This is a genomic window from Nocardioides taihuensis, assembly GCF_042657275.1.
In the GTDB taxonomy this organism is placed as follows: Bacteria; Actinomycetota; Actinomycetes; order Propionibacteriales; family Nocardioidaceae; genus Nocardioides; species Nocardioides taihuensis.
Map to the genome: position 1 here is coordinate 422,174 of NZ_JBHSKD010000004.1, position 16,677 is coordinate 438,850.

Genomic DNA, 16,677 nt, shown 5'->3' on the forward strand with positions numbered 1-16,677 from the left:
AACCGAGGCCGTGCGGGGTTGGGCCGGGCGCTCCCAGGCTGTTCCCTTCAACGCGCAAGGCCCCGATACTGGCCGTTGTGTCCACAAGGCTGTTGTCCATCGTCGTGGATTGCCGCGAACCGCGGCTCCTCGCGGAGTTCTGGGCTCGTGTCCTCGCCTACGAGATCAGCGAGCGCAATCCGGGGGAGGTCATGATCAGCGATCCGAGTGGTACGGGTGGAGTGCTGTACTTCATGGAGGTCCCTGAGGCGAAGTCCGGCAAGAACCGCCTGCACCCCGACCTCGTCACGGACGGTCCTCTTGAAGCAGAAGTGGCCCGCCTCGTGGAAGCGGGTGCCACGGTGGTCGCACATCGCCAAGATCCCGGCGACTACGAGAACCCCGACACCTGGACCGTTCTCCGAGACCCGGAGGGCAACGAGTTCTGCGTGGCCAGGGCATCGACCATCCCGGGATGGCAGTGACGCTCATTGGATCAGCGTGGACGGCGCTGTGCAGTCTCGCGCATCGGCGGTCCGCGGCCCCACGCGCCCGACGTCACCAGCAGGAGCGTGCACGGACGGCGGCATGTGCGGAGGCACTCAGCGGAGGTCCCGCTGTCGTGGCTCTTGGAGAGCCTCAGCTCCATGCCCACGTGATTGCAGAGACGCGCCACTCGTCGGCGAGTTCGCGTAGCGCCGCCGTCAAGTAGCCCGTCCTGTCTGCCGGCGTTCCGTCCTCCAGCCATCGCGCCGTGACAGGGACCACCACGTACGCACGCTGATCCGAGACCGTGAGGTGGCGGGGCTGGTCCAAGACCACCGACCAATCTGACATGCCGTACACCTCCGCCATGCCGGCCATGTCGCGATACCACCTGGTCGTGGCTCCGTGCCCCGTCCACTGGTAGGGCGGAAAGTCATCGATGATCGAGGTTTCGTCCACGCATGCCGCCTGGGCAAGATCGACGTCGTCGTCGTTGAACGCCTCGATGAATCGGTGCACCGCGACCATCGGACCAGTCTCCGCTGATGCGGCCATCTGGCCCTCCCTCGGCTGGCGGTCAACAGATCGCGCTCGCTCACCCTCTCAAGCCCGGGCCCCCTGGTACGCCTGGTGTCCTCGGAGACGAGCTCGACTCGTCAGCCATCGGCACCCTCGACGTCACCCCACCCGACCGCCCCGTCAACCACCACACCGGCTGCCGAAACCCGGACCCCCGACACCAGCTGAACCCCACCCTCGCCCACGGCCGCCGTGCCACGCTGCTGATCATGAGGACCAGTCGGAGCGTGAGGCTCGGCTGGGCCGCGGACTTGACCGTGGCCGCGATGGTGGTGGCCGGATGCGGGGAGAACGCCGCTCCGGTCGGCGGTTCCGCACCTGACGACGGCCCGGTCATCGCCCTGACGAGGGAGTCGAGCAAGTGGCCGGCGGGCATCGTGACCGGCAGGCTGACCCAGAGCGGCGGCTGCCTGCTGATCGGACGGTCGGTCGCCGCCTTCCCCTTCGACACGGAGTGGGACGCGCCCGCCGTGATCTTCCCGGGTGGCGAGCGGATCGAGGTGGGTGAGCACGTGCGCCTGGGCGGCGGGGGAGCCGGGGTCGCCGGTCTGACCGCGGACGGCCTCCCGGTGATGCCGGTCGCGGAGGTCCGGGCGTGCGCACAGCGCGCCGGCGTCGCCGACTACGTCTGGGCCGCACCGACCGGCAGCTAGGACACGTCCTCGCCGTCCGGTGCGTCAGACGGCCTCGAGCACGAAGAAGAGGAAGCACATGAACGACTGGCCCTCCTCCAGGCCGGGGGGAAGCACCTCGGGAGGAGTGTCGGGCGCCGGAGGCGGCTCGCTGATGGTGGCGATGCGGAACCCGGCGGCGGCAAAGGCGTCAGCCATCGCGTGCAGCGGTCGGTGCCAGAAGGTCAACCACACGGTCTGTCCGTCGAAGTTGTAGTCCTCGGAGTACCGGGTGGTGGCGAAGTAGTCGGCCTCCGGGTACACGATGGCGTAGGCGGCGGGGTGGTTCACCGCCAGGATGAGGCGACCGCCGGGCTCCAGCACACGTCGCAGCTCCGCGAGGGGGCCGGACCAGTCCTCCAGGTAGTGCAGCACGAGCGACGCGACGACGTCGTCGAACGCGGCGTCGGCGTACGGCAGTGGCGCGGCGAGGTCCGCCACGCGCACGTCGGCGTCCTCACCCAGCCTCCGGCGGGCCAGGTCGACCATGGCGGCGCTCGCGTCGAAGCCCGTGACGACCGCACCCCGGTCGCGCAGCGCCGCTGCGAGCGGCCCGGAGCCGCACCCCGCATCGAGGATCCGGCGGCCCGAGACCTCGCCGGCGAGGTCGAGGACTGCCGGCCGCGCGTAGTGCGCGTTGAACAGGCCTGTCTCGTTCTCCACCGCATAGGCCTCGGCAAAGCGGTCGTAGTCGGCCGTCGTCATCTTGGACCCGATCCCGAGAGGAGCATGCCTGCGTTCCTACCCCGCCGGCGTCGGCATCACACACCGACCCCTTCGAGCCGGGACACGACCTTCTCGACGGCGGACGACACGGCCTCGACCTCCGCCGGCGTGAGGGCGTCGAACACCAGGTGCCGCACGGTCCGCACGTGAGCCGGTGCCGCACGCTCGATCGCCGTCCGGCCCGCCGGCGTGAGCACCACGAAGGCGCCACGTCCGTCGTCGCGACACTCCTCGCGCCGCACCAGGCCGCGCCGCTCCATGCGGGTGACGTGGTGGGAGACCCGGCTGCGCTCCCAGGTCAGGCCGCGAGCGAGGTCGCTGACCCGGATGCGGCCGTCCTCGGTGTCGGTGAGCTGCACCAGGACGTCGAAGTCGGGCAGCGACAGGCCGGCGTCCGTCTGCAGGCCGTGGTGCAGCGCCGCAGGCAGGAGTGCGTTCATGCGCAGCCAGCGCCGCCAGAGCTGCTCCTCCTCGGAAGAGAGCCAGGGAACGTCGTCGCTCATGCGGCCAGCGTAGCGGAATAGTTGACACGTCACCTAAGTTGGAGATGATGGAGCCGCGCCACCAGCCCCGGCGGCGTGGGACACACCGGAAGGGCGAAGGCAGTCATGCAGCTCGGAATCTTCAGCGTCGGCGACGTCACCACCGACCCCACCACGGGCCGGACCCCGACGGAGCACGAGCGGATCAAGGCCACGGTCGCGATCGCGCAGAAGGCGGAGGACATCGGCCTCGACGTCTTCGCCACCGGTGAGCACCACAACCCGCCGTTCATCGCCTCGAACCCGACCGCGACGCTGGCCTACATCGGCGCCCTCACCGAGCGGATCATCCTCTCGACCGCGACGACCCTCATCACCACGACCGACCCGGTGCTGATCGCAGAGGACTACGCGAAGATCCAGCACCTCACCGATGGTCGCGTCGACCTGATGATGGGCCGCGGCAACACGGGTCCGGTCTACCCCTGGTTCGGCAAGGACATCCGCGAGGGCATCAACCTCGCCATCGAGAACTACGCGCTCCTGCGCCGGCTGTGGAGCGAGGACGTCGTGAGCTGGGAGGGGCGGTTCCGCACCCCGCTGCAGGGCTACACCTCGACCCCGCGCCCGCTGGACGGGGTGGCGCCGTTCGTGTGGCACGGCTCGATCCGCAGCCCCGAGATCGCCGAGCAGGCGGCCTACTACGGCGACGGCTTCTTCCACAACCACATCTTCTGGCCGGCCAGCCACACCCAGCAGATGGTCGACCTCTACCGCCGCCGCTTCGAGCACTACGGCCACGGCGCCTACGACCAGGCGATCGTCGGCCTCGGTGGCCAGTTCTTCATGCGGCGCAACAGCCAGGACGCGGTGGACGAGTTCCGCCCCTACTTCGACAACGCGCCCGTCTACGGCCACGGTCCGTCGCTGGAGGACTTCACCGAGGCCACGCCGCTGACCGTGGGCTCGCCGCAGCAGGTGCTCGAGCGCACGCTCGGCTTCCGCGACTACGTCGGCCACTACCAGCGCCAGCTGTTCCTGGTCGACCACGCGGGGCTGCCGCTGAAGACCGTGCTGGAGCAGCTCGACCTCCTCGGCGAGATCCTCCCCGAGCTCCGCAGGGGCATGGCGGAGGGTCGTCCCGCGCACGTGCCGGACGCGCCGACCCACGCCTCGCTCGTCGCCGCAGCGGGTGGTGCCACCGACGCGACCGTGTACGCCGCGCCCGACAGCGCGACCGGCCATCGCGCCGAGGACGCCGGGGCGGTGTCGGCATGACCACGCGCCTCGTCGTCGTCTCGGCCGGGCTGTCCAACCCGTCCTCGACCAAGCTCCTCGCGGACCGGCTCACCGCCGCGACCGTCGAGGCGCTCGAGGACGTCGAGGTCACCCACGTCGAGCTGCGCCACCTCGCGCACCAGCTGACCGACCAGCTCCTGACCGGCTTCCCCGGCCCGGAGCTCGCGGCGGCCGAGGCGGCGGCGGCCGCGGCCGACGGGCTGGTCGTGGTGACGCCGGTGTTCTCCGCGTCGTACTCCGGTCTCTTCAAGACGTTCTTCGACGTGCTCGAGGCCGGGTCGCTCGACGGGACCCCGGTGCTGGTGGCCGCGACCGCCGGCACCGCCCGGCACTCGCTGGTGCTGGAGCACGCGCTGCGCCCGCTCTTCACCTACCTGCACGCGGTCGTCGTGCCGACCGGCGTCTTCGCCGCCACCGACGACTTCGCCGGCACCGACCTCGACCAGCGCATCGCGCGTGCGGCCGGGGAGCTGGCCGCCCTCGTGGGCAAGGTGAGCAGTGCCGACAGCGTGGTCACCCGGCGCCGGACCGTCGAGGACGAGCTCGCCGACGTCACGCCGTTCGAGGACCTGCTGAGGGACGTGCGCCCCGACCCGCGGGGCTGACGTCAGAGACGGGTGACGACGCGACGCACGGTCGCCAGTGCCCGCGAGGTCACCCGCACGCCGGTCACCCCTTGGAGCACCACCGTCGCGTTGCTGCCGCCCGGCCCCGGCACCCAGATGCTGATCGCGTGCCGGTGGTCACCGGCGACCACGGTCAGCCGGCCACCGGGCGCGGTCCACGGGAGCGCGAGGCCGAGCGGCCGGCGGGCGTCGAAGAACGACACCTCCACCGCCAGCTCGCCGGGGTCGTCGAGCCCGAGCGCGTCCGCGTGCTCGACGAGTGACCGCAGCCAGGCCGCCGGGCGGACGACGGCTACGTCGTCGTACCCCGTGAGCGGTCGGAGGGCGGCGAGCACCGCGCGCGTGGCCGCCACCGGTGCCCGGTGGGTGAAGACGACGGTGCCGTTGACCATCACGTTGACCACGTCGCTGGCGCCGGCCTCCTCGTACGCCGCGACCAGCTGGGGGCGGGTCGGCGCCCACCCCTGCCCGAGGTTGAGGTTGCGGAAGAACGCCACCGACCGGCCCACGTCGCGAACCTAGTCCTCGGCGCCGACGCCGGTCGCCCCACTACGGTCGACGCATGACGTCACGGACCGACGCCCCCGCCGCCGAGCTCGCCCGCGACTGGTGGAAGTCCGCCGTCGCCTACCAGGTCTACCCGCGGAGCTTCGCGGACTCCGACGGCGACGGCATCGGCGACATCCCCGGCATCCGCCGTCACCTCGACCACCTCGAGGAGCTCGGCGTCGACGTGCTGTGGCTGAGCCCGGTCTACCGCTCGCCGATGGACGACAACGGCTACGACATCAGCGACTACCACGACGTCGACCCGCTCTTCGGCACGCTCGAGGACCTCGACGGCCTCATCGCCGACCTGCACGCACGCGGCATGAAGCTGGTCATGGACCTCGTCGTCAACCACACGAGCAGCGCCCACCCGTGGTTCGTCGAGTCGCGCCGGAGCACCGACGACCCCAAGCGCGACTGGTACTGGTGGCGCCCGCCGCGCCCCGGCCACGAAGGCGGCGCGCCCGGCGCAGAGCCCAACGACTGGGTCTCGGTCTTCTCCGGCCCGGGCTGGGAGTGGGACGGGCGCACCAGCGAGTACTACCTGCACATCTTCGCCACCAGCCAGCCCGACCTGAACTGGGAGAACCCGGAGGTCCGGCAGGCCGTCTACTCGATGATGAACTGGTGGCTCGACCGCGGCGTCGACGGCTTCCGGATGGACGTCATCAACCTGATCTCCAAGCCGGTCACCGACGAGCCGCCCGGCTTGGGCGAGATGATCTACGTGCTCAACGGCCCGAAGGTCCACGACTACCTCCGGGAGATGTACGACGCGGTCTTCGCCGGGCGTCCGCCCGGGCTGCTCAACGTCGGCGAGACCCCGGGCACCCCGGTGGAGCAGGCGCGTCTCTACACCGACCCCGAGCGCCACGAGCTCGACATGGTCTTCCAGTTCGAGCACGTCGACCTCGACTCCGGCCCGGGCGGCAAGTGGGACGTCGTGCCGATGACCGTCCGCCACCTCAAGGACTCCTTCGGCCGGTGGCAGGCCGGCCTCGCCGATGTCGGCTGGAACAGCCTCTACCTCGGCAACCACGACCAGCCGCGCTGCGTCAGCCGGTACGGCGACGACCGGCCCGAGCACCGGGTGCGCTCGGCGAAGGCGCTGGCGACGGTCCTCCACCTGCACCGCGGCACGCCGTACGTCTACCAGGGCGACGAGCTCGGGATGACGAACACGGTGCTGCGGACCGTCGACGACTGCCGCGACATCGAGTCGGTCAACGCCTACCGCGCGATGGTGGCCGGAGGCACCGACCCCGAGGACGCGATGGCGCGCATCCGGTACAAGAGCCGCGACAACGCGCGCACCCCCATGCAGTGGGACGACTCCGAGCACGCCGGCTTCACGACCGGCTCGCCGTGGCTCGCGGCCAACCCCAACCACACCGAGATCAACGCCGCCGCGCAGCGCAAGGACCCCGACTCGGTCTTCCACCACTACCGGCAGCTCATCGCGCTGCGCCACGACGACCCGGTCGTCGCGCACGGCGACTTCACGATGCTGCTGCCCGAGCACGAGCAGGTCTACGCGTTCGAGCGACGACTCGGCGACCGGCGCCTCCTCGTGGTCGCCAACCTGTCCGAGACGAGGACGTCGTCGCCGACGTGCCCGAGGCCGCGGACTGGGCGGGCGCCGAGCTCGTGCTCGGCAACGCCGGCCTGCCCGCCGACCACGACCGGATCGTGCTGGGCCCCTGGGAGGCCCGGATCCTGCGCCGGGCCTGACCGGCGCCCTTGCCCAGAAGTGGCGGGGCCAAACCGGTGAACCTCCTCACCCCGTAGGTCGGAATCGTGCGCCGCGACCGGACGCTGAACCAGAGGTCCCCTGCAACCGATCTCTGAGGAGTGCGACACCACGATGGCTGACCTGTTCGAGCCGCTGACCGTCGGAGCCTGGACCCTGCCCAACCGGCTGGTGATGGCGCCGCTGACCCGCAACCGAGCCCGCGGGACGGTGCCGGGGGAGCTGGCCGCGCAGTACTACGCCCAGCGGGCGTCGGCCGGGCTGATCATCACCGAGGGCACCCAGCCCAGCGCCCGCGGCCAGGGCTACCTCGACACCCCCGGCCTGCACTCCGCCGACCAGGTGGCCGGCTGGCGTCAGGTGGCGGACGCCGTGCACGCCCGTGACGGTCGCATCGTCGCCCAGCTGATGCACGCGGGCCGCGTCGCGCACCCCGACAACACCGGCGGCCAGGAGATCATCGCTCCGAGCGCCCTCGCCGCGCCCGGCGAGATGGTGACGGCGTCCGGCCCGAAGCCGCACCCGGTGCCCCGCGCGCTGCGCACCGACGAGATGCCCGACGTCGTCGAGGAGTTCGTCAGCGCGGCCCGCAACGCCGTGGACGCCGGCCTCGACGGTGTCGAGGTGCACGGCGCCAACGGCTACCTGCTCCACCAGTTCCTCGCGCCGGGCTCGAACCAGCGCGACGACGAGTACGGCGGCAGCCCGGAGAACCGGGCGCGCCTCGCCGTCGAGGTGACCCGCGCGGTGGCGGCGGAGATCGGCGCGGAGCGGGTGGGCCTGCGGATCTCGCCCGCGCACAACATCCAGGGCGCGACCGAGGACGACCCCGCGGACGTGGAAGCCACCTACACCGCCCTCGTGCGGGAGCTGGCGCCGGTCGGCCTCGCCTACCTCAGCGTGCTCGCCCAGCCGCGCCTCGAGCTGGTGCAGCACCTGCGCCGCGAGTTCGGGGGCGTGCTGATCGCCAACGACGGCTTCGGCACGCCGACCACGCACGCGATGGCGCAGGCCCTCCTCGACGAGGACGTCGCCGACGCGGTGGCGATCGGCCGGCTCTTCCTCGCCAACCCCGACCTGCCCCAGCGCTGGCAGCTGGGCACCGGCCTCAACCAGCCCGACCCGGCCACCTTCTACGGCGGCGGTGCCGAGGGCTACACCGACTACCCCGCGCTGTCGGCCTGAGCCGCACTCCTGCGGCTCAGGCAGGTGCGACGGCGGCGGTCCGGTCGGCGGCCGCCGGCAGCACCAGCTGCGTCACGTGCCGCACGACGAGGATCGCCAGCGCGGCCGCGACGGTGTTGATCACCGCGTCGGCGACGTCGTAGCGGGCCGAGTAGAGGAGCGCCTCCAGCAGCCGGCGGGGCTTCTCGTCGCCCGTGGGGTAGAGGGTCGCCGAGATCCGGCCGGACAGCATGACGGCGACGTACATCGCCCACCACCAGCCGACGAGCGCGCCGCCCTGCCCCGGGTCGAGGCCGACGGCGCCACGCCGGACGTCGTTCACCATCTGCAGCGGCCGCCACAGCCCCAGGATCGGCACGAACCAGCCGCCGATCGCCCAGCCGGAACCGTGCCGCAGCGCGGCGGGGTACATCCGGTCGCTGCGGTGGGCCCGGTACAGCCAGGTGATGAAGAGGACGCCGGTGACCAGGAGCAGCCCGACGTCGAGCCAGGACGCCAGGATGGTGAGCTGGTCGAGGCGGTCGGCCGTCGTGAGGTCGACGGGCTGCGAGCCGTCGCGCCAGCCGCCCACGACGTCCGCCGTCCACAGCGCCAGCGCCGCCCGCGCCAGTGACATCAGCAGGCACAGCCCGAGGAACCCCTGCACGAGGCCCGCGAGCACGCCGTACCGCGGACCGAGCGGCGGTCGGCCGACCGTGCCCTGCCTGACCGGCGCGGGCCGGGTGCCGGCGGCCCAGCGCGCTCCGTTCCAGTAGCGCTCTCGCCCCGCCTGCTGGGGATCGGGATCGGGGTACCAGCCGGCGGGAGGCAGTGAGGTCACCGCCGGAGTATGGAGCGGTGGAGCCGTCGTCGCCAGTGGAATCACGGAGCGCCGGTCGAAAAGGTCACATCGGGTGGTCGTGCTCCCGCGCCGCCTCCTATCGTCAGCACCATGACCGACCAGGGAGCCGCCGGGCTCGACCCGGGCCCGCTCGCGCTCGCGGACGCCGCCGACCGCTGGACCGTCGCCGACTGGGAGGCCGCAGCCGCCGCCGTGCTCCGCAAGTCGGGCCGGCTCGGCGAGGACGACGCCGCCGACCTGGTGTGGTCGAAGCTGGCGCGCAGGACCCTCGACGGCATCGAGGTCTCGCCGCTCGGCACCCCCCTGCTCGACGAGGGGCTCCCGCTCGACGGCGCCCGTCCCACCCGCTCCGGCGACTGGGACAACCGCACCCCGGTGGTCGTCCGGGGCGCCGAGGGTGCCGCCGACGCCCGCGAGACCGCGCTGGTCGACCTCGACAACGGCGCCACCTCGCTGTGGCTGGAGCTGCGCCCCGGTACGCCGGCCTCGGCGGTCGCCGTGGCCCTCGACGGGGTGCTGCTCGACCTCGCGCCCGTCGTCCTCGACGCCCCCGACGACCAGGTCGCCGCGGCCCGGGCCCTGCTCGAGCTCCTCGGCGACACCACCCCCGCTCCCGGCACCAACCTCGGCGGTCGGGGCGACTCGGCCGTCGCGGTGGCCCGCCTGGCCCGCGAGACCGGCACGCTCGGCCTCGTGGTCGACGCGACCACCGTCCACGACCGCGGCGCCTCCGAGGTGCAGGAGCTCGCCTGGTCGCTGCGGACCGCGGTCGGCCACCTGCGCGAGCTCGAGGCCGACGGTTTCACCGTCGACGAGGCCGCGGGGCTCGTCGAGTTCCGCTACGCCGCCACCGACGAGCAGTTCCCCACGCTGGCCAAGCTGCGCGCCGCCCGTCGCCTGTGGGCGCGCGTGCTCGAGCTCAGCGGGGCGAAGCCGGTCGCGCAGCGCCAGCACGTCGTCACCAGCCGCCCGATGATGAGCGCGTACGACCCCTGGGTGAACATGCTGCGCACCACCGTCGCCGCGTTCGCCGCCGGTGTCGGGGGGGCGGAGGCGGTGACCGTGCTGCCCTTCGACACCCCGCTCGGGGTCCCCGATGCCTTCGGTCGCCGGATCGCGCGCAACACCTCCAGCCTGCTGATCTCCGAGTCGCACCTCGCCCGGGTCGCCGATCCCGCCGGGGGAGCCCACGTGGTCGAGAAGCTGACCGACGACCTCGCGCGCGCAGCCTGGGAGCTCTTCGGCCGGCTCGAGGACGGTGCCGACCTCGACGAGCTGGTCACGGCCACTGTCGCGGAGCGCGACCGCCAGGTCGCCACCCGCCGCCGCCCGCTCACCGGCGTCACCGAGTTCCCCCACCTCGGCGAGACACTGCCCGAGCGGCCCGCCGACCCGACCGCGCCGGAGGTGCGGCGCTACGGCGCGGCGTTCGAGGCCCTGCGCGACGATCCGGTCGCGCAACCGGTCTTCCTCGCGACCATGGGCAGCATCGCCTCGCACACTGCGCGGGCGACCTTCGCCGGCAACCTGTTCGCGGCCGGGGGCGTGGCCGTCGAGGTCGCCGGCGCCACCGCCGGCGTCGACGACGTGCTCGCGGCGTACGCCGGGCAGCCGGTCGTCTGCCTCGCCGGCACCGACGCGACGTACGCCGAGTGGGGCGCCCCCCTCGTCGCGGCGCTGCGCGCCTCCGGAGCCCGGCGGGTGATCCTCGCCGGCAAGCCACGCGACCTCGAGGTCGACGACTCCTGCGCGATGGGCGTCGACGCGCTGGCGTTCCTCACCCGCACCCGGGAGGCGCTGCGATGACGGTCCCCCTCAGCTTCAGCGGCCTCCCGCTCTCCGGTGACGCACCCCGGTCGGCGCCGGCGCCCGACGCCGCGGAGCCGTGGCAGGCCCCGGAGGGGATCGAGGTCAGGGGCCTCTACACGAGGGACGACCTCGCCGGTCTCGACGCACTCGACACCTTCCCCGGCCTCACGCCGTTCCTCCGCGGCCCCTACCCGACGATGTACACGACCCAGCCGTGGACGATCCGCCAGTACGCCGGGTTCTCCACGGCCGAGGAGTCCAACGCGTTCTACCGCCGCAACCTCGCGGCCGGGCAGAAGGGGCTCTCGGTCGCCTTCGACCTCGCCACCCACCGCGGCTACGACTCCGACCACCCGCGGGTGCGCGGCGACGTCGGCATGGCGGGCGTGGCGATCGACTCGATCTACGACGCCCGCACGCTCTTCGACGGCATCCCGCTCGACCAGATGTCGGTGTCGATGACCATGAACGGCGCCGTGCTGCCGGTGCTCGCCCTCTACATCGTCGCGGCGGAGGAGCAGGGGGTGAAGCCGGCGCTGCTCACGGGGACCATCCAGAACGACATCCTCAAGGAGTTCATGGTCCGCAACACCTACATCTACCCGCCGCAGCCGAGCATGCGGATCATCTCCGACATCTTCCGCTACACGGCCGAGGAGATGCCGCGCTTCAACTCGATCTCGATCTCCGGCTACCACATCCAGGAGGCCGGGGCGACCGCCGACCTCGAGCTCGCGTACACGCTCGCCGACGGTGTCGAGTACCTCCGTGCCGGCCTCGACGCCGGCCTCGGGATCGACCGGTTCGCGCCGCGGCTGTCGTTCTTCTGGGGCATCGGCATGAACTTCTTCATGGAGGTCGCCAAGCTCCGCGCGGCCCGCGCGCTGTGGGCGCGGCTCGTGCGGCAGTTCGACCCGCAGAACCCCAAGTCGCTGAGCCTGCGCACCCACAGCCAGACGAGCGGCTGGTCGCTGACCGCCCAGGACGTCTACAACAACGTGGCGCGCACCTGCGTGGAGGCGATGGCCGCGACCCAGGGTCACACCCAGTCGCTGCACACCAACGCGCTCGACGAGGCGATCGCGCTGCCCACGGACTTCTCCGCGCGCATCGCCCGCAACACCCAGCTGCTGCTGCAGCAGGAGAGCGGCACCACCGGCAGCATCGATCCGTGGGGCGGCTCCTGGTACGTCGAGCGGCTCACCCACGACCTCGCCGAGCGCGCGTGGGCGCACATCCGCGAGGCCGAGGAGGCCGGCGGCATGGCCCGGGCCATCGAGCAGGGCATCCCCAAGCTCCGCATCGAGGAGGCCGCGGCGCGCACCCAGGCCCGCATCGACTCCGGGGTGCAGAAGGTGATCGGCGTCAACACCTACCGGCTCGCCGCCGAGGAGCGCCTCGACGTGCTGCGCGTCGACAACGACGACGTCTACCGCCAGCAGATGGCCAAGCTCGAGCGGCTGCGTGCCGAGCGCGACGACGAGGGGGTGCAGCGCACGCTCGACGCGCTGACCCGCGCCGCCGAGGCCGGCCCGTCGACCGGACTCGACGGCAACCTGCTCGCCCTCTCCGTCGACGCGGCCCGCGCCAAGGCGACCGTCGGCGAGATCTCCGACGCGCTGGAGAAGGTCTTCGGCCGTCACCAGGCGACGATCCGTACGATCAGCGGCGTGTACCGCGACGAGTCCGGCGCGTCCGGCGACCGGCTCGTCGAGCAGGTCGTCGCCGCAGCCGACCGCTTCGAGGAGGAGGAGGGCCGCCGCCCCCGCATCCTCGTGGCCAAGATGGGCCAGGACGGCCACGACCGCGGGCAGAAGGTCGTGGTCAGCGCCTTCGCCGACATGGGCTTCGACGTGGACGTGGGGCCGCTGTTCTCCACGCCCGACGAGGTCGCCCAGCAGGCCGTCGACAACGACGTCCACGTGGTCGGCGTGTCCTCGCTCGCCGCGGGCCACCTGACCCTGCTGCCCGAGCTGCGCCGCGCGCTCGCGGAGCGCGGCCGGCCCGACATCATGGTCGTCATCGGCGGCGTGATCCCGCCCGACGACGTGGAGACCCTGCGGGAGATGGGTGCAGCGGCGGTGTTCCTGCCCGGCACGGTGATCGCGGAGTCCGCGCTCGACCTGCTCGCCAAGCTCTCCGAGCAGCTCGGCCACCCGGCGGCGTGAGCCGCCCGGTGGCACCCGACGTCGCGGCGCTGGCCGAGGGCGTGCGGCGCGGTGACCGGGCCACGGTCTCGCGCGCGATCACCCTCGTCGAGTCGTCGAAGCCCGCCCACCGCACCGCCGCCCGCGAGCTGCTCGCGACGCTCGCGGTCGGCCCGGACTCGCCTGCCGTCCGGGTCGGGATCTCCGGAGTCCCCGGCGTCGGCAAGTCGACGTTCATCGAGGCGCTCGGCACCCGCCTCACCGCCGACGGCCACCGCGTCGGCGTGCTCGCCGTCGACCCCTCCAGCGTGCGCACCGGCGGCTCGGTGCTCGGCGACAAGACCCGCATGTCCCGGCTCGCGGCCGACCCGCACGCCTACATCCGTCCGTCGCCGGCCGCCGGCACCCTCGGCGGCGTCGCCCGCGCGACCAGCCAGGCGATGGGCGTGCTCGAGGCCGCGGGGTACGACGTGGTGCTCGTCGAGACCGTCGGCGTCGGCCAGTCCGAGGTCACCGTGGCCGGCATGGTCGACACCTTCCTCTTCCTCACTCTCGCCCGCACCGGTGACCAGCTGCAGGGCATCAAGAAGGGCATCCTCGAGATCGCCGACGTGATCGCGGTGAACAAGGCCGACGGCGACGGCGAGCGCGACGCCCGCTCGGCCGCCCGCGAGCTCGCCGGAGCCCTGCGCCTGGTGCACGGCCCCGGCGCCTGGGCGCCCCCGGTCGTCACCTGCTCGGCGCTCACCGGCACCGGTGTCGACGAGGTGTGGGAGCGTGTGCTCGCCCACCGCGAGCACCTCGGCCACACCGGCCTGGCCGACAAGCGCGCGCACCAGCAGCTCGACTTCACCTGGGCGCTGGTCCGCGACGAGCTCGCCGACCGGCTGCGCCGCTCACCCGGCGTACGCGCGATCCGTGACGAGGTTCGGTCCGCCGTCCTCGCCGGCGAGCTGGCCGCCCCGGCCGCCGCCGACCGCCTGCTCGCGGCGTACGACACCGAGCGCGGCTGACGGACTCGCACACTGCCCGCACAGTTCCCCGGGGGTAGTGACATCCACCCCCTCCGCTCGGGACACTCCCGGGAGCAGCATGACGATCGCACGTTGGATCTCGGGGCCGCGTGTCCGACACATCCAACCTGGAGGGGGTAACTCCATGCATCGCCACACCATCGCCCTACTGGCGGCGGCCGCCCTGGCCGTCCCGCTGGTGGGCACCGCCGCGCCGGCGACCGCCCGGCCGGCAGCCGAGCGCCCGTTCGCCAAGGGCCTGATCACGCCGCTCAGCATGGCCGTCACCCCGGCCGGCAACGTCTGGGTCTCCGAGAACTTCGTCGGCAACCTCGCCCGCGTCCGGCCCGGCAAGGACCCGAAGGTCTTCGTCCACGTCAAGAAGGGCGAGGTCGGCGCGGTGTCCTACCGCCAGCACGTCGTCACCTTCGCGGTGACGAAGAACAGCGGCAGGACCACGATCAAGCAGCTCGACCAGGACGCCCAGGTCACCACCCTGGCGAACATCTCCGACTTCGAGGCCGCCGAGAACCCCGACGCCAGCACCACGTACGGCGTCTCCGGGCTGGCCGAGGAGTGCGCGGCCCAGTGGCCCACGGCGGACTTCGGGCCGCCGTCGTACACCGGCATCGTCGAGTCGCACCCCTACGCGACCGCCCAGGCGGGCGGCATCGTGTACGTCGCCGACGCGGCGGCGAACGCGATCTTCTCGGTCACCGGTGACGGCACGGTCGACACGGTCGCCGTGCTCCCGCCCCCGGAGTTCGTGCTCTCCCAGGAGCTCGTGACCCAGCTCGGCCTGCCCGACTGCGTGGTCGGCGAGACCTACGTCGGCGAGCCCGTGCCGACCGACGTCGAGGTCGGTCCCGACGGGTCGCTGTGGGTCACCACGCTCGGTGGCGGCTTCGGGGAGCAGATCCCGCTCGGCCACCTCTTCACGCTCGACCCCGACACCGGTGACGTCACCGGGGACGTCGCCGACTTCGTCACCCCGGTGGGCGTGGCGGTGACGCCCGAGGGCGACGCGTACGTGTCCCAGCTGTTCGCGAACACCGTGATGCAGTTGCCTGCGGGCTCCGACACCGCGTCGGCGTTCAAGGAGCCGACCATGCCGGCCGCGCTGGAGTACAGGGGCGGGCAGCTGTGGGCGAGCACCAACGCGCTCGCCGAGGCACCGCCGTTCGGCAAGATCGTGAGCTGGGTGGCCTGACACCCGGCCGACCGGTCCGCACCACCGGCCGGGCCCCGGACGTGACGTCCGGGGCCCGGCCGCGTTTCCACCGCGATGCCCCGGGCGAACCCGCGGTGAACTAACCTTGGCCGGGTCATGTCACAGCCCGATCCCTCCGACGCCAGCAGGACCATCGAGCACGTCGTCGACAAGTACGCCGACGAGCTGGTCGACCTCCGACGCGACCTGCACGCCCACCCCGAGCTCTCCTGGGCGGAGACCCGCACCACCGCGGTGGTCGCCGACCTGCTCGGCGAGGCAGGCCTGCGGGTGACCCGGCTGCCCGGCAGCGGCGTGATCGCCGAGGTCGGCGACGGCCGCTCGCTGGTCGCCCTGCGCGCCGACCTCGACGCGCTGCCGGTCGCCGACACCACCGGCGACCCGTGGTCGAGCGTGGTGCCCGGCGTCGCGCACGCGTGCGGTCACGACGTCCACACCGCCGGCCTCGTGGGCGCGGCGTACGCGCTGGCCGAGCTGCAGGCCCGCGGCCAGCTGCCCGGGCGGGTGCGGCTCTTCTTCCAGCCCGCCGAGGAGGTCATGCCCGGCGGAGCCCTGCACCTCATGGACGCCGGTGCCCTCGACGAGGTCTCCCGGATCTTCATGCTCCACTGCGACCCCACCCTCGACGTCGGCCAGATCGGGCTGCGCGAGGGCCCGCTCACCGGCGCGGCCGACGCCCTGTCGGTGCGGCTGAACGGCCGCGGCGGGCACACCTCGCGCCCGCACCTCACCGAGGACCTCACCTTCGCCCTGGGCAAGGTGATCACCGAGCTGCCGGCGATCCTGTCGCGCCGCCTCGACCCCCGCGCGGGGGTCAGCGTGGTCTGGGGCATGGTCCGGGCCGGGTCCGCCCACAACGTCATCCCCGACACCGGCCAGGTCGCCGGCACGGTCCGCATGCTCGACGCCGTGGCCTGGGCCGACGCCGAGGAGCTGGTGCGCTCGATGATCGAGGACATCGTGGCGCCGTACGGCGTGACCGCCGAGATCGACTACCGCCGCGGCGTGCCGCCGGTGGTCAACGACCTCGCCTCCACCAAGCTGCTCGGGCGCGCGATCGAGCGTGCCGTCGGCCCCGAGGGGCGGGTCGGCACCAGCCAGAGCCTCGGTGGCGAGGACTTCGGCTGGTACCTCGACCGGGTGCCCGGCGCCATGGCGCGACTCGGCACTCGGACGCCGGGTGGCCCGACGTACGACCTCCACCAGGGCAACCTGCGCGTCGACGACGGCGCGACCTCGATCGGCGCGCGCGTCCTCGCCGAGGCCGCCGTCGCGGCCCTCAGCTGACCGGTCCGTCGGCCGGG

The 16,677-nt window shown here is 72.7% G+C and carries 16 protein-coding genes; 11 read left to right on the plus strand and 5 right to left on the minus strand.

Features of this window, described 5'->3' with window-relative positions:
* Positions 1-92: 92 nt before the first annotated feature.
* Positions 93-464, plus strand: a complete 372-nt coding sequence (locus tag ACFPGP_RS05200; protein WP_378587779.1) for a VOC family protein — start codon at positions 93-95, stop codon at positions 462-464.
* Positions 465-618: 154 nt separating this feature from the next.
* Here the strand turns inward: ACFPGP_RS05200 and ACFPGP_RS05205 are convergent, their stop codons facing one another.
* On the minus strand, positions 619-993 hold the full coding sequence (locus tag ACFPGP_RS05205; RefSeq protein ID WP_378587782.1) for a nuclear transport factor 2 family protein: 375 nt from the start codon (positions 991-993) through the stop codon (positions 619-621).
* 260 nt (positions 994-1,253) lie between these two features.
* On the opposite strand from ACFPGP_RS05205, the gene ACFPGP_RS05210 reads away from it, so the two are divergent.
* Positions 1,254-1,697 carry a hypothetical protein gene (locus tag ACFPGP_RS05210; protein WP_378587785.1) on the plus strand — a complete coding sequence of 148 codons (444 nt, stop codon included), beginning with the start codon at positions 1,254-1,256 and terminating at the stop codon, positions 1,695-1,697.
* Positions 1,698-1,721: 24 nt separating this feature from the next.
* Here ACFPGP_RS05210 and ACFPGP_RS05215 read toward each other — a convergent pair whose 3' ends face one another.
* Positions 1,722-2,420 (minus strand): class I SAM-dependent methyltransferase, encoded by a 699-nt coding sequence (locus ACFPGP_RS05215; protein ID WP_378587787.1) that lies wholly within the window; start codon positions 2,418-2,420, stop codon positions 1,722-1,724.
* 56 nt (positions 2,421-2,476) lie between these two features.
* Entirely contained in the window at positions 2,477-2,944 is a 468-nt protein-coding gene (locus tag ACFPGP_RS05220; RefSeq protein ID WP_378587790.1) for a MarR family winged helix-turn-helix transcriptional regulator, read from the minus strand.
* A 105-nt stretch (positions 2,945-3,049) separates the two neighbouring features.
* On the opposite strand from ACFPGP_RS05220, the gene ACFPGP_RS05225 reads away from it, so the two are divergent.
* Both ACFPGP_RS05225 and ACFPGP_RS05230 read left to right on the plus strand, forming a co-directional pair.
* Positions 3,050-4,201 carry an LLM class flavin-dependent oxidoreductase gene (locus tag ACFPGP_RS05225; RefSeq protein ID WP_378587793.1) on the plus strand — a complete coding sequence of 384 codons (1,152 nt, stop codon included), beginning with the start codon at positions 3,050-3,052 and terminating at the stop codon, positions 4,199-4,201.
* Positions 4,198-4,827 (plus strand): FMN reductase, encoded by a 630-nt coding sequence (locus ACFPGP_RS05230; protein ID WP_378587796.1) that lies wholly within the window; start codon positions 4,198-4,200, stop codon positions 4,825-4,827. Before ACFPGP_RS05225 ends, ACFPGP_RS05230 begins: the two co-directional genes overlap by 4 nt.
* A 2-nt stretch (positions 4,828-4,829) precedes the next feature.
* On the opposite strand, the gene ACFPGP_RS05235 is transcribed toward ACFPGP_RS05230, so the two are convergent.
* Positions 4,830-5,357, minus strand: a complete 528-nt coding sequence (locus ACFPGP_RS05235; RefSeq protein WP_378587798.1) for a DUF1697 domain-containing protein — start codon at positions 5,355-5,357, stop codon at positions 4,830-4,832.
* A gap of 53 nt (positions 5,358-5,410) precedes the next feature.
* Here ACFPGP_RS05235 and ACFPGP_RS05240 point away from each other — a divergent pair, with 53 nt between their 5' ends.
* Together ACFPGP_RS05240 and ACFPGP_RS05245 are read left to right on the plus strand one after the other, a co-directional pair.
* Complete coding sequence (locus tag ACFPGP_RS05240; RefSeq protein WP_378587801.1) at positions 5,411-7,168, plus strand: glycoside hydrolase family 13 protein; 1,758 nt, start codon at positions 5,411-5,413, stop codon at positions 7,166-7,168.
* Positions 7,169-7,261: 93 nt separating this feature from the next.
* Positions 7,262-8,332: an alkene reductase gene (locus tag ACFPGP_RS05245; protein ID WP_378587804.1), complete on the plus strand. Its 1,071-nt coding sequence runs from the start codon at positions 7,262-7,264 to the stop codon at positions 8,330-8,332.
* 16 nt (positions 8,333-8,348) lie between these two features.
* Here the strand turns inward: ACFPGP_RS05245 and ACFPGP_RS05250 are convergent, their stop codons facing one another.
* Positions 8,349-9,152 carry a DUF4328 domain-containing protein gene (locus ACFPGP_RS05250; protein WP_378587807.1) on the minus strand — a complete coding sequence of 268 codons (804 nt, stop codon included), beginning with the start codon at positions 9,150-9,152 and terminating at the stop codon, positions 8,349-8,351.
* Positions 9,153-9,263: 111 nt separating this feature from the next.
* On the opposite strand from ACFPGP_RS05250, the gene ACFPGP_RS05255 reads away from it, so the two are divergent.
* From ACFPGP_RS05255 to ACFPGP_RS05275, 5 genes are all read left to right on the plus strand, one after another.
* A complete protein-coding gene (locus ACFPGP_RS05255; protein WP_378587810.1) occupies positions 9,264-10,979 on the plus strand; it encodes a methylmalonyl-CoA mutase family protein in 1,716 nt (571 codons plus the stop codon).
* Positions 10,976-13,150, plus strand: coding sequence for a methylmalonyl-CoA mutase (gene scpA, locus ACFPGP_RS05260; protein ID WP_378587813.1), 2,175 nt, complete (start codon positions 10,976-10,978; stop codon positions 13,148-13,150). The genes ACFPGP_RS05255 and scpA overlap by 4 nt, the downstream gene beginning before the upstream one ends.
* On the plus strand, positions 13,147-14,142 hold the full coding sequence (gene meaB / locus ACFPGP_RS05265) for a methylmalonyl Co-A mutase-associated GTPase MeaB (RefSeq protein ID WP_378587815.1): 996 nt from the start codon (positions 13,147-13,149) through the stop codon (positions 14,140-14,142). The genes scpA and meaB overlap by 4 nt, the downstream gene beginning before the upstream one ends.
* Before the next feature lie 145 nt (positions 14,143-14,287).
* Complete coding sequence (locus ACFPGP_RS05270) at positions 14,288-15,352, plus strand: ScyD/ScyE family protein (RefSeq protein ID WP_378587818.1); 1,065 nt, start codon at positions 14,288-14,290, stop codon at positions 15,350-15,352.
* A 117-nt stretch (positions 15,353-15,469) separates the two neighbouring features.
* Positions 15,470-16,660, plus strand: a complete 1,191-nt coding sequence (locus ACFPGP_RS05275; protein ID WP_378587821.1) for an amidohydrolase — start codon at positions 15,470-15,472, stop codon at positions 16,658-16,660.
* Positions 16,661-16,677: the final 17 nt, after the last annotated feature.

Bases quoted from the DNA above. Each gene is read 5' to 3' on its own strand.
- ACFPGP_RS05210 (WP_378587785.1), top strand. From the start codon at position 1,254: ATGAGGACCAGTCGGAGCGTGAGGCTCGGCTGGGCCGCGGACTTGACC.
- ACFPGP_RS05225 (WP_378587793.1), top strand. From the start codon at position 3,050: ATGCAGCTCGGAATCTTCAGCGTCGGCGACGTCACCACCGACCCCACC.
- ACFPGP_RS05215 (WP_378587787.1), bottom strand. From the start codon at position 2,420: ATGACGACGGCCGACTACGACCGCTTTGCCGAGGCCTATGCGGTGGAG.
- ACFPGP_RS05240 (WP_378587801.1), top strand. From the start codon at position 5,411: ATGACGTCACGGACCGACGCCCCCGCCGCCGAGCTCGCCCGCGACTGG.
- ACFPGP_RS05220 (WP_378587790.1), bottom strand. From the start codon at position 2,944: ATGAGCGACGACGTTCCCTGGCTCTCTTCCGAGGAGGAGCAGCTCTGG.
- ACFPGP_RS05270 (WP_378587818.1), top strand. From the start codon at position 14,288: ATGCATCGCCACACCATCGCCCTACTGGCGGCGGCCGCCCTGGCCGTC.
- ACFPGP_RS05275 (WP_378587821.1), top strand. From the start codon at position 15,470: ATGTCACAGCCCGATCCCTCCGACGCCAGCAGGACCATCGAGCACGTC.
- ACFPGP_RS05230 (WP_378587796.1), top strand. From the start codon at position 4,198: ATGACCACGCGCCTCGTCGTCGTCTCGGCCGGGCTGTCCAACCCGTCC.
- ACFPGP_RS05245 (WP_378587804.1), top strand. From the start codon at position 7,262: ATGGCTGACCTGTTCGAGCCGCTGACCGTCGGAGCCTGGACCCTGCCC.
- ACFPGP_RS05255 (WP_378587810.1), top strand. From the start codon at position 9,264: ATGACCGACCAGGGAGCCGCCGGGCTCGACCCGGGCCCGCTCGCGCTC.
- scpA (WP_378587813.1), top strand. From the start codon at position 10,976: ATGACGGTCCCCCTCAGCTTCAGCGGCCTCCCGCTCTCCGGTGACGCA.
- ACFPGP_RS05205 (WP_378587782.1), bottom strand. From the start codon at position 993: ATGGTCGCGGTGCACCGATTCATCGAGGCGTTCAACGACGACGACGTC.